Genomic DNA, 10,382 nt, shown 5'->3' on the forward strand with positions numbered 1-10,382 from the left:
CGACATTATCCGCCAGCGCATGGCGGGCGACATCGGCGGCGTCGATGCCGTCGGGCAGGCGGCACCACAGGAACATACCGGCCGCCTGATCGATCCAGGGCATAACGTCCATTGCTTTCAGCCTGCCGGCTGTTTCGGCCATTGCGCGCGACAGGCGGGTGCGCAACTGCTCGACATGCTTGCGGTAGCTGCCGTCCTTCAGCAGAGTCAGCACCAGTTCCGAGGAGAGCCTCCCGCCGCCGAAAGTCGTGGCGATCTTGAGGTCAATCAGTCGTTCCATCCAGTCGCGGGGCGCGGCGATGAAGCCGCATCGCACCGAAGCCGACAGCGTCTTCGAGAAGGAGCCGATCTGGACGACGCGGCCGAGGCCATCGAAGGCCGCCAGCCGCGGCGCCGGCGTGTGCTCGAAATCGACGAAAATGTCATCCTCGACGATGGCGAGATCCGATTGATCGGCAAGCTTGAGCAGCCGGTGCGCTATAAGCGGCGAGAGCACCGCGCCGGTCGGGTTGTGAAGCGCGGAATTGGTGATGTAGAGGCGCGGCTTGTGCTCGGCGAGCGCTTGCGCGAAGAGGTCGATATCGGGCCCTGAGGGTGTCATCGCGACACCGACCACTTTGGCGCGGTGCGCGCGCAGCAACGCATGGAAGTTGAAATAGCAGGGATCGTCGACCAGAACCGTATCGCCCGGCTCGAGGAGCAAGCGGCACAATAGGTCGATCGCCTGCGTCCCGGACTCGGTGAGCATGATCTGGTCCGGCGAAGCCTCGACGCCATGTGCCGACAGGCGGCGGGCAAGCAGTTGCCGCAGTGCCGGCAGGCCAAGCGGCGTGCCGTAGTCGGCGAGCGTCGCATCGTCGGTTCGTGCGGCGCCGCGCAGTGCTTGCCGCAACGCGGCCTGAGGCATCCAGGAGGCCGGCAGCCAGCCGCAGCCCGGTTTCAGCATGTCGTCGCCTGCCTCCAGCGCTTGCCGCGAGACCCAGAGCGGGTCGACGGCGCGGTCGAGCCGCGGGCCGATCTCGGCCAGCGACAGCGGCGCAAGCGGGCCGGCGGCAAAGAAGCCGGAGCCCGGCCGCGAGCGGATCGTGCCTTCCGCCGCAAGCCGCTCATAGGCCTCGACCACCGTAGATTTTGACACCTGCATCGTGCCGGCGAAGGCGCGGATCGAAGGCAAGCGCGCGCCCGGCGTCAGGATGCGCGCGGCGATCCGCTGCCGGATTGCCGACATGACGGCTTCGACGAGCGTTCCGGCATTCGTCGCCTTCGGGTCGGGCGTGTCCATCTGTACTTCCCTGTCGACCAATACAGTTTTACGGAGTTGTACCCCATTGTCTCTGGCAACGCCATGCGCTGCGCCGGTACAGAAGCGCAAACGGAGCGGATGATGGATAAGAGTTTCAACGGCTGGCTCAACGGCTTCATCGGCGTGCTGATCTTCAGCGGCTCGTTGCCGGCGACGCGCGTGGCGGTGGTCGATTTCGACCCGACCTTCCTGACGTCGGCCCGTGCGGCGATCGCCGGCCTGCTCGGCATCGCAATGCTGTTCCTGTTCCGCGAGAAGCGCCCGGATCGCGGCGATCTGGTCTCGCTGGTCGTCGTTGCGCTAGGCGTCGTGGTCGGCTTTCCCCTGCTGACGGCGCTGGCGCTCAAACATGTCACTGCGGCGCATTCCATCATCTTTGTCGGCCTGCTGCCGCTGGCGACAGCGATCTTCGGTGTGCTGCGCGGCGGCGACCGTCCGCGCCCGGCCTTCTGGCTGTTTTCATGCCTGGGCAGCGCGCTCGTCGCGGGTTTCGCGCTGTTGCAAGGGGTCACCGCCTCACCGGTCGGCGACGGCTTGATGCTCGCCGCCATCATCGCCTGCGGGCTGGGCTATGCGGAAGGTGCGGCGCTGTCGCGCAAGCTCGGCGGCTGGCAGGTGATCTGCTGGGCCTTGGCCCTGTCACTGCCGGTCATGCTGGCGCTGAGTTTCGCGACCCTGCCGCCGTCTTTTGCCGCTGTCGGCTCCGGCGCATGGATCGGCCTCGCCTATGTCTCGCTGTTCAGCATGCTGATCGGCTTCGTGTTCTGGTATCGCGGCCTGGCGCAGGGCGGCATCGCCGCGGTCGGGCAATTGCAACTGCTGCAGCCCTTCTTCGGCCTGGCGCTCGCGGCGAGTCTGCTGCACGAGCAGGTCAGCCCGCTGATGTTGGTTGTCACGCTCGGCGTGGTGGCCTGCGTGTTCGGGGCGAAGAAGTTCGCCAGGTAGGGAGCCTACTCAAAACTTCGTCACCACGCCGATGCCGATGCCCTCGAAGCCGCCCATCGCCATCAATGCGACCGGCGCTTCCTCTAGGCTGATCCTTTTGCCGACCAACAGTTCGGGCTTCAGCTTGCCGGTGCGGATCATGTCCATCATGGCGGAGTAGCGGTAGGCCTGCATGCCGTGGCTGCCGAGGATTTCGAGCTCGAAGGCGATGACCTTGTCCATCGGCACTTGTGGGCGGGCATGGTCGCCCAGCATCAGCCCGACCTGAACATGGCGACCGCGCCGGCGCAGATTGGCGATCGAGTTGAAGCACGTGGTTGGGTGGCCGAGCGCGTCCATCGACATATGCGCGCCGCCGTTGGTGATCTGCTTGACGGCCTTGACGACATTGGGCGTGGTCGAAGCGTTGATGGTCGCGACCGCGCCGATCTTTTTCGCAAACTCCAGCTTCTCGTCGGTCAGGTCGATGGCGATGACATTGGCGCCCATGGCGCTGGCGATCATGATCGCCGAGAGACCGACGCCGCCGCAGCCATGCACCGCCACCCACTCGCCGGGCGTCACCCGGCCCTGGTCGACGATGGCGCGGAACGAGGTGACGAAGCGGCAGCCGAGGCTGGCGGCAGTGGCGAACTCCATTTCATCCGGCAGGCGTACGAGATTGGTGTCGGCATGCTCGATGCCGACATATTCGGCGAACGAGCCCCAGCCCGTGAAGCCAGGCTGGGTCTGGTGCTCGCAGACCTGATGGTTGCCGGAGTTGCATTCGAAGCAGCGGCCGCAGCCGACGGCGAAAGGCACGGTGACGCGGTCGCCGGCCTTCCAGCGGCTCACCTGCTTGCCGGCGGCGACGACGACGCCCGCCAGTTCATGGCCGGGGACATGCGGCAGCGTGATGCCGTCGTCATGACCCATCCAGCCATGCCAGTCGCTGCGGCAAAGACCGGTCGCCTCGACCTTGATGACGACGCCATCCGCCGCCGGCTTACGGTCTGGATCGTGGGAGCTTCGCCGAATTTTTCGAAGACGACAGCTTTCATGGGAGTGCTTTCTATCCAGTTCAAAGGGAAGTGCGGTTTTGGGTAGTAGGTCCCAAGCTAAGTCGGCAATGGTGGTTGGTCGAGCAAGGGTGGCCGCTTGCAAAACCACTCGCCGGCTTCGGCATCCCATGGCCAAACACCGGAGGTTGTCGGAAAGATAAGCTGCAGAATCCGGAAAACGGGCCAGTTGTAAAACCATAGGTCCCAACCGAAATATTCAGGGTAGTGGTCGGGATGGACCGCACCGAATTGACAGTCGAAGCCACCTCCCAGGAAACCCGGCGCCTGCTCTCCAACGTTGAACCTCTCGCCGCTGCGCACTCGTCGGCAATACTCGTTGATGATGGTCTGCGAAAGCTCCGGCTTGAGCCCGATGACGACCAGCTCAGGGGCTTTGAAATTGTACTCTATCCCCACCGAGTAAGCGAATGGCGGGTGCTCGTCGTCCTCCAGCACGTAGAGAATATGACAGCCATACTCCTCCATATCGGCGAGCGTCTTAGCCTCGTCGGGATCCCTGGCTTCCCTACTCGGCATCGATCTGGTTCTGCGGCGCAGCCTTCTGGAACGCCGGCAGCGCCATGCAGGCGGCGTGGATGCGCGAGATCACCGGATAGGCCGCCATGTCGACGCCGAAGCGGGCATTGTTGGTGACCTGCGCGGCGAGGCAGATATCGGCGAGCCCCGGTGTATCGCCATGGCAGAACCTGCCGGTCTCGGGCGAGGCGGCCAGAATCTTTTCAAGCGGGTGGAAACCCTCATTCACCCAATGCCGGAACCAGTTGACGACATCTTCGTCGCCGGCGCCGAACAAGGTGCGCAGCGAGGTGAGCACGCGCAGATTGTTCACCGGATGGATGTCGCAGGCGATCATCTGCGCCAGCATCCGGACCCTGGCGCGTCCCAGCGCATCCTTGGGCAACAACGGCGGCTCGGGCTCGATCTCGTCGAGATATTCGATGATCGCCAGCGACTGGGTTAAAAGCGTTCCGTCGTCGACCACCAGCGCCGGTACCAGCCCTTGCGGATTGACCGCGAGATAGGCGGGCTCGAGATGCTCGCCATGGCGCAGATGGTGGGGCACATAGGTGTAGGCACGCCCCTTCATCTCCAGCGCGATCCGCACCCGGTAGGAGGTGGAGGAGCGATAATAATTATGGAGGACGAGGTCGCTCATCGCTTCGGCTGCCCGATGGTGACCTCGACGGCGCCGATGCCGTCGACGCCACCAGTGATCTTGTCGCCCGCCTGAACCGCACCAACGCCGGCCGGCGTGCCGGTGAAGATCAGGTCGCCGGGCTGGAGCTCGACCGCTTCGCTGCAGATCGAGACGACATCGGCGACGGGCCAGATCAGCTCGGCGAGGTCGCCGTCCTGTTTTATGTCACCGTTTACAGCGAGCCAGATGCGGCCCTTTTCGGGATGGCCGGAATTTGCGACGGGAAGCAGCGGGCCGCAAGGCGCGGAGAAGTCGAAGGCCTTCGACCAGTCCCAGGGGCGAGCCGCTTTCTTCGCCTGGTCTTGCAGGTCGCGGCGAGTGAGGTCCACGCCGACGCCATAGCCCCAGACATGCGCGAGCGCCTCGGTGAGGGGGATGCGGAAGCCGGCCTTGCCGACCGCCACGACCAGCTCGATCTCGTGGTGGAGATTGCCAGTCAGCGGCGGGTAGGGGATCTCTGCGCCGTTGTCGACCACGGCGTCGGCCGGCTTGGTGAAGAAGAAGGGCGGATCGCGCTCGTCATTGCCGAGTTCTCGCGCATGCGCCGCGTAGTTGCGGCCGACGCAGAAGATGCGGCGCACGGCAAACCGTTCCGCCGAGCCGGCCACCGCGACCGAAGCGATCGCGGGCGGAGGGAAGACGAAGTCTGCCATAGGCGGTCTCTGCGTTGGATATGAATCGATCCGCACATTCTGCCGATTTCGGCAGGCGGGCAAGGCATTAGGCCACGAAACATTGCCGACTATGGCGGCTTCACCAAGCGGCGGCAGGACCCGCCCGCGGCCCCTTTTTTTTTGTGTTCGCAATCGCTTGGCAGGAACTGCCTGTGAATTCGCTGCTTCGCACTTGCACAAGATTATTCCGCACTGCAAAATAAATGCGGCGGGGAAAACGAAGCGGTTCCAGGCACGGCTTGCCGGGACCTCGAGTTGCGAGGGACGGGCATGACCGACATCTCCGCGACGGCCGGCGTCCTGCCGCGGGCCGCAGCCGACAAGGCGGCACGGGCAAGGCTGGCCTATCTCGACGGCTGGCGCGGCCTGTCGATCGCCCTGGTGCTGATCGGCCATTTCTTTCCGATTCGCGGCATCAACCTCGGCGTGCTCGGCGTCGAGTTCTTCTTCGTGCTGAGCGGCCGGCTGATGGGAGAAATCCTGTTCGTCGAGCGCTTTCCGCTGAAGAAATTCTTCAAGCGCCGCTTCGCCCGCGTCTATCCAGCCCTGCTGGTGTTCGTGATTGCCGTCATGATCGGGCTCTCCGGCACCTTCATTGCCTTCAAATGGAAGGCGGCGCTTACCGCGCTGACATTCACCTACAACTATGCCGGCATTCTCATCAATCGCGCGGGCGCGCTCGACCATATCTGGTCGCTTGCCATCGAGGAGCATTCTTATGTCATCCTGGCGCTGATCAGCGTGGCGGTTTCCAGGCGCGCGAATGTCGTGCGCTTGCTTGTCATGCTGTCGCTGCTCGCTATGGCCAACGGCGCTATTTCCTACTGGGTCTTCGGTATGGACTACGAAACCAGCTATTGGCGAACCGACGTGCATATCGCCTCGATCCTGCTGTCGGCGGCGATCTGCCTGCTCAAGGCCGATGGACACCTGCCGGCATTCCTCAGGAACCGGCATCTGGCGCTGGGGGCCGCCGTGGGGGCAGCTTTGTTGTTCCTCGATCCGGTGCCGACGCCCTTGCACTATCTGCTGGGCGTGCCGCTGCTGGCGCTCGTCGTCAACACGCTCGACTTCGCCGGCGGCTATCTGACCGGCCTACTGTCATCGCGACCGATGGTGATGCTGGGGCTGTGGTCCTACTCGCTCTATCTGTGGCAGCAGCCCTTCTATAAATTCGTCCATGACCGCGACGTGGCGGCGATCCCGATGCTGGCCGCGGTCTTCGCCTGCGCCCTGGCGAGCTACTACATCGTCGAGAAACCGGCGCGCAGCTGGCTCAACCGCAATTGGTGAGGAGGTCAGGCCTTGCCGGTTTTTTGTGCGGCGAGATAGCGGCGAAGCCCGGCTTCGCCGCGAGGTGTGGTCCAGCGGTGATTCCACGCGAAAGCCGGCCTGAGCAAGGGTGCCAGGAGTTTGAGGATCGGCCTCTCCACGATGACCTGCCAGGTGAGCTTCGCATGCGTTCCGCTTCCGGCTGGCGACAGTTCGGCCCGCCACAGTCCGTCGAAATCGCCGAAGGTCTTGACCACCACCAGCCGGCCAGGCTCGAGCTCCGCGGCCTCGATGATGAAGTTCAGCTCGTAGGGCAGGGCGCCTCGCGCCCTGGCTCTTGCCCGTGACCCGACGACGGCCTTGCCTTTCTTGTCGAGCGGCTCGACTTCCTTGTAGGCGTCGCCCCACCAGAGCGGCAGCAACTCGGCGTCGGACAGAACGTCCCACACTTCCTGCGGCGTGGCATCGGGAATGTTCCAACTCTCGTCGAAGCGGAAGACGTTGCTTGGCATGATGTCACGCCCCCAGCACGCGAAGGCGATACATTAGCTGTAGCTTCTGTTTGTGGCCAGTGCGGCCGTCGCACGAACCTTGTTTGGCTCATGGTTGAAAGCCTCTGGCTTTCAGGGCCATGCGCTAGTCGATCGGCTTGGCGTAGTAGCGCACCGACTTCCTGCCGCCGTGGATCACGGCATCGCCGACCTCGGCAAAGCCGAGCGCGGCGTGAAAGGCATCCGATGTGGGGTTCGGGGGATCGGCATTGACCTCGCAGGTTACGATGGTGTGGCATGCGCGCCTGACATGCTCGAACAGATCCTCGTAGAGACGGCGGGCGTGGCCGCGGCCGCGCGCTTCGGCCGCGACCACCACCCGGTCGACATAGACGAAGCGGGGGTAGCGCTCACGAAACCAGAGGAAGTTCGGGCTTTCGTAGCTGGCATCCTGATCGAAGCACATGATGAAGGCTTCGAGCGTCCCGATGCGGCGCGTGTAGAAAGCCTGCCCGATCAGGAATGACAGGCGCTCCGGCTCCAGCCAGGACAACTCGGCGGCATGCTCGTTGTTGAGAGCGAGAATGGCGGCCTCGTCGGCAGGCGAAACGCGTTCGATCGGCGCGCGATCTTTCGACATCGTCACTTCCGGCATCAGACCCTCGCGGCCGCGATCGTTGCCGCCGCCAAGTCCTGGTCGGTCACCGTGTTGCGGTACTCGCGATCGAGATCGGTGCCGCCCATGCCGACATGCGGGTTGCGGTAGCGCATGGCGCTCGGCACGTCGGCAAGCGCGGCAAAATGCATCTCGGTCAGTCCGGTTTGCCGGCGAACCTCGCCGATATTGTCGGGCGCCAACCCGCCGCAGCCGAGGATGATGATGCGTGCGCCGGCCTGGCGAACCAAGCGCGCGAGCAGATCGACGCCCTCCAGCGCCGTGTCGCGTTGCCCGCTGGTCAGCACGCGGCCGACCTTGCAGCGGATCAGCGCTTCGAGCGCCTCGGCCGGGTCAGGCGTCATGTCGAAGGCGCGGTGGCAGGTGACATTGAGGGGACCGGCGGCGCGCACCAGTTCGCTCATTCTCGCTTCATCGATTGCGCCGTCAGCGGTCAGGCAGCCGACGACGATGCCGGCGACGCCGAGATCGCGCAGCGCGCCGATATCGGCCAGCATCGATTGGTATTCCGCCTCGCTGTAGAGAAAATCGCCGCCGCGCGGGCGCACGATAACATGAAACGGGATGGTCGCACGTTCGAGTGCTACGCGCACCGTGCCGAGGCTCGGCGTAATGCCGCCTTCGACGAGGCTGGCGCAAAGCTCGACCCGGTCGGCGCCGGCGGCCTGCGCGGCAAGCAGCCCGTCAATGCCTTCGACGCAGAGTTCGATCAGGGGCCTTTGAGCGTCGGTCACCATCATCCATCCATGTTGAAGAGAAAGCGCAGCCCTAGCATCGGGGCGATCGAGGCGGAAGCCGCATCAATCGGTCCAGCAAGCGAAAGCGTCACTTTGCACTTTCGGTTTTGTTCGGCGCGCAGTTATTGATTGCTCAAGCCTTGGAGCGCCCGCCCTACCGCGGAACAGCTGAGCCCCGTTGCCTCGCTACTGCTTCAGGATTGTGTTCTTGGCGCCTTGTTCGACCTGGTCGATCACCAGCAGCTTCACCGGATCGCTGCCGATATTGGTCGCCTGATGCCATTGGCCGATCATCTCGACGATGAAATCGCCGGTCTTGTAGGTGTTGCTGTTGCCGGTCTCGACATTGGTGACCTTGAGGGTGCCTGCCTCGACATAGGCATAGCGCGGGAAGGGATGCTTGTGCACCGGCAGCGTCGCGCCGGGCGCGATCTGATAGGCCGAGACCTGGACCTCGACATTCTTCTGCGGCAGCTTGATCGGCTGGCCGGATGCCGTCGTCGTCTTCGACGCCAATGGCGTCACGACAACAGGTGTGGCCGAACTGTCCAGAGCGTCGGCGGTGGTTGCATAAAAAGCGGCCGCCAGCAGCAGCGCCGATGCCGGAATGTTTCGCACGATTTCCTCCCGAAATGATCGGCAAAATCGCCTAAGCGCTGTCGACACGCAAGGAGAAAGGGTTTTGGGCTTCCCGGGCTGTATGAACTATCAGCTGCCAGGTCCTTCAAATCTGCCCCGCACTTGGGTGCTGCCGCACCCAGTCCCTTGATAGACCGGAATCATCCCCTAGTTAGTTTCCCTGGCGTAGTCGCGAGTTTGCCTTGAGGGTGCTGCGTCGTTCTGACGGCATGCGGCGGAAGGACGGCCGGCCGAAGCTCCTTTGGAGGGTGCCGTGCGTCAATATTTGGGATCCAGCTTGGCCCATTTCGCGTTCGCGTGCTCTGTCGCGATAGCTTGCGCGGGAGCGGCGGCCGGCGGCGAGCGCGGCCAAGGTCATAACGCTGGTGGCGATCACGGGAATAACGGAGGTCATGGCGCTGGCAGCAACAACGGTCAGCACAACGGAACTAGCGGCGATCCCGGTGGCTCCGGCGGCAGTCCGCCGTCTGACCCACCGTCCCCACCTTCTAACGATGACGGAAGCAGCCCCACCACAACCGGGTCAGTGACGTCAAGGGCGGGCGTAGCCGGCAACGGCGGAAGGTCGCTCGACCTTCCGCCCGCCCTGCTGCCCTTCGAAGACAGCGCTATTCCACTGGCAGTCCATCCAATCGAAGTGCTGCCGGGTGTCCCGGACAACATCGTTCGTGCCTGCCGTGAGGCAATCGAGCAGGCCGCAGCTCAGTTTGGCGCGACCAGTGTGCGCGTCAGCAGTGCAGGTTCCGTACGGCGGTTGAGCCGTCAGAGGATATCGGCTCCCGTCCAGGTCAGCATCGACTACGGATATCAAAACGGCGTCGAGACGCGCCAGGCGCCGGTCGGCTGCGAATTGAACGCGAAAGGCAGCGTGATCGGGCTGACATAGCGCACAGTGCGAGCCCTCGCCGTTTACGTCCGAGTTCATGCCGCCCAGCGCCCGATTTCCAGGGCAGTCGTTCCAGCTCAGTCCAACGTCGAATGGCTTGGCCGGAGGGAAAACGGAAGCGTGATGGCACGCACACGGATTTCGCGCGCCGGTTTGCGAACCTTGCTGGACGTAGACTTCTTTTGGCTGACAGCTTTCGTCTGACCTGCGCTGGCCGATGCGCGGCCAGTGCGCGGCTTCAGCGGAGGCTCGATATGAGCGTCGCTTCGCTGAGCCCGAAGCTTGTCATTATCGGCGCGCGCGGCGGCCAGCTCGCGGGCGAAAGAAACCGTCGCTTCACGTTGCTTGTCCAGAGCCTCCTTCAGCCTCATGGCGGCCTGTCCCAAAAGTTGGCGGGCTGTGTCACGCTCGAGGCGGGCTTTGTTGAGGTTCTCTCCGACCGACATTGCTGAAGCGCGTTCGCGCTCCAGCGCCTGCGCCGTCTCGCTAGCAGTCTGCTC

Annotated in this window: 12 protein-coding genes and 1 pseudogene; 3 read left to right on the plus strand and 10 right to left on the minus strand. The window is 64.0% G+C overall.

Translation table 11 applies throughout. The features are described 5' to 3' along the window. On the minus strand, positions 1–1,282 hold a 1,282-nt coding region (locus EOA32_RS26695), incomplete at its 3' end, for a PLP-dependent aminotransferase family protein (protein ID WP_145971360.1). A 102-nt stretch (positions 1,283–1,384) separates the two neighbouring features. Between EOA32_RS26695 and EOA32_RS26700 the strand changes: the two genes are divergently transcribed. Beyond that, positions 1,385–2,248 carry a DMT family transporter gene (locus EOA32_RS26700; RefSeq protein ID WP_128373304.1) on the plus strand — a complete coding sequence of 288 codons (864 nt, stop codon included), beginning with the start codon at positions 1,385–1,387 and terminating at the stop codon, positions 2,246–2,248. Positions 2,249–2,257: 9 nt separating this feature from the next. Here EOA32_RS26700 and EOA32_RS26705 read toward each other — a convergent pair. From EOA32_RS26705 to EOA32_RS26720, 4 genes and pseudogenes are all read right to left on the minus strand, one after another. After that, a pseudogene (locus EOA32_RS26705) lies at positions 2,258–3,288 on the minus strand (zinc-dependent alcohol dehydrogenase family protein). Between the two features lie 57 nt (positions 3,289–3,345). Further along, positions 3,346–3,825 (minus strand): DUF4262 domain-containing protein, encoded by a 480-nt coding sequence (locus EOA32_RS26710; RefSeq protein ID WP_128373305.1) that lies wholly within the window; start codon positions 3,823–3,825, stop codon positions 3,346–3,348. Continuing rightward, positions 3,815–4,465: a maleylacetoacetate isomerase gene (maiA, locus tag EOA32_RS26715; protein WP_128373306.1), complete on the minus strand. Its 651-nt coding sequence runs from the start codon at positions 4,463–4,465 to the stop codon at positions 3,815–3,817. Before maiA ends, EOA32_RS26710 begins: the two co-directional genes overlap by 11 nt. After that, positions 4,462–5,160, minus strand: coding sequence for a fumarylacetoacetate hydrolase family protein (locus tag EOA32_RS26720; RefSeq protein WP_128373307.1), 699 nt, complete (start codon positions 5,158–5,160; stop codon positions 4,462–4,464). Before EOA32_RS26720 ends, maiA begins: the two co-directional genes overlap by 4 nt. 291 nt (positions 5,161–5,451) lie before the next feature. Between EOA32_RS26720 and EOA32_RS26725 the strand changes: the two genes are divergently transcribed. Continuing rightward, a complete protein-coding gene (locus EOA32_RS26725) occupies positions 5,452–6,474 on the plus strand; it encodes an acyltransferase (RefSeq protein ID WP_128373308.1) in 1,023 nt (340 codons plus the stop codon). Positions 6,475–6,479: 5 nt separating this feature from the next. Here EOA32_RS26725 and EOA32_RS26730 read toward each other — a convergent pair whose 3' ends face one another. From EOA32_RS26730 to EOA32_RS26745, 4 genes are all read right to left on the minus strand, one after another. Then, positions 6,480–6,965 (minus strand): SRPBCC family protein, encoded by a 486-nt coding sequence (locus EOA32_RS26730; RefSeq protein WP_128373309.1) that lies wholly within the window; start codon positions 6,963–6,965, stop codon positions 6,480–6,482. Between the two features lie 124 nt (positions 6,966–7,089). After that, positions 7,090–7,584 (minus strand): GNAT family N-acetyltransferase, encoded by a 495-nt coding sequence (locus EOA32_RS26735; RefSeq protein ID WP_095778548.1) that lies wholly within the window; start codon positions 7,582–7,584, stop codon positions 7,090–7,092. A gap of 14 nt (positions 7,585–7,598) precedes the next feature. Beyond that, complete coding sequence (locus tag EOA32_RS26740) at positions 7,599–8,357, minus strand: copper homeostasis protein CutC (protein WP_189407391.1); 759 nt, start codon at positions 8,355–8,357, stop codon at positions 7,599–7,601. Between the two features lie 186 nt (positions 8,358–8,543). Continuing rightward, positions 8,544–8,975 carry a cupin domain-containing protein gene (locus EOA32_RS26745; protein WP_095778447.1) on the minus strand — a complete coding sequence of 144 codons (432 nt, stop codon included), beginning with the start codon at positions 8,973–8,975 and terminating at the stop codon, positions 8,544–8,546. Positions 8,976–9,522: 547 nt separating this feature from the next. Between EOA32_RS26745 and EOA32_RS38820 the strand changes: the two genes are divergently transcribed. Then, on the plus strand, positions 9,523–9,882 hold the full coding sequence (locus EOA32_RS38820) for a hypothetical protein (protein WP_170950190.1): 360 nt from the start codon (positions 9,523–9,525) through the stop codon (positions 9,880–9,882). A 77-nt stretch (positions 9,883–9,959) separates the two neighbouring features. On the opposite strand, the gene EOA32_RS26755 is transcribed toward EOA32_RS38820, so the two are convergent. Next, complete coding sequence (locus EOA32_RS26755) at positions 9,960–10,253, minus strand: hypothetical protein (protein ID WP_128373311.1); 294 nt, start codon at positions 10,251–10,253, stop codon at positions 9,960–9,962. Positions 10,254–10,382 lie beyond the last annotated feature (129 nt).

The sequence above is a fragment of the Mesorhizobium sp. M1A.F.Ca.ET.072.01.1.1 genome, from assembly GCF_004023325.1.
Taxonomy (GTDB): domain Bacteria; phylum Pseudomonadota; class Alphaproteobacteria; order Rhizobiales; family Rhizobiaceae; genus Mesorhizobium.

What these genes read in the sequence shown, in the direction of transcription:
- EOA32_RS26720 (WP_128373307.1), bottom strand. Translation starts at nt 5,160, where the DNA reads ATGGCAGACTTCGTCTTCCCTCCGCCCGCGATCGCTTCGGTCGCGGTG.
- EOA32_RS26755 (WP_128373311.1), bottom strand. Translation starts at nt 10,253, where the DNA reads ATGAGGCTGAAGGAGGCTCTGGACAAGCAACGTGAAGCGACGGTTTCT.
- EOA32_RS26740 (WP_189407391.1), bottom strand. Translation starts at nt 8,357, where the DNA reads ATGGTGACCGACGCTCAAAGGCCCCTGATCGAACTCTGCGTCGAAGGC.
- maiA (WP_128373306.1), bottom strand. Translation starts at nt 4,465, where the DNA reads ATGAGCGACCTCGTCCTCCATAATTATTATCGCTCCTCCACCTCCTAC.
- EOA32_RS26735 (WP_095778548.1), bottom strand. Translation starts at nt 7,584, where the DNA reads ATGTCGAAAGATCGCGCGCCGATCGAACGCGTTTCGCCTGCCGACGAG.
- EOA32_RS26710 (WP_128373305.1), bottom strand. Translation starts at nt 3,825, where the DNA reads ATGCCGAGTAGGGAAGCCAGGGATCCCGACGAGGCTAAGACGCTCGCC.
- EOA32_RS26700 (WP_128373304.1), top strand. Translation starts at nt 1,385, where the DNA reads ATGGATAAGAGTTTCAACGGCTGGCTCAACGGCTTCATCGGCGTGCTG.
- EOA32_RS26730 (WP_128373309.1), bottom strand. Translation starts at nt 6,965, where the DNA reads ATGCCAAGCAACGTCTTCCGCTTCGACGAGAGTTGGAACATTCCCGAT.
- EOA32_RS26725 (WP_128373308.1), top strand. Translation starts at nt 5,452, where the DNA reads ATGACCGACATCTCCGCGACGGCCGGCGTCCTGCCGCGGGCCGCAGCC.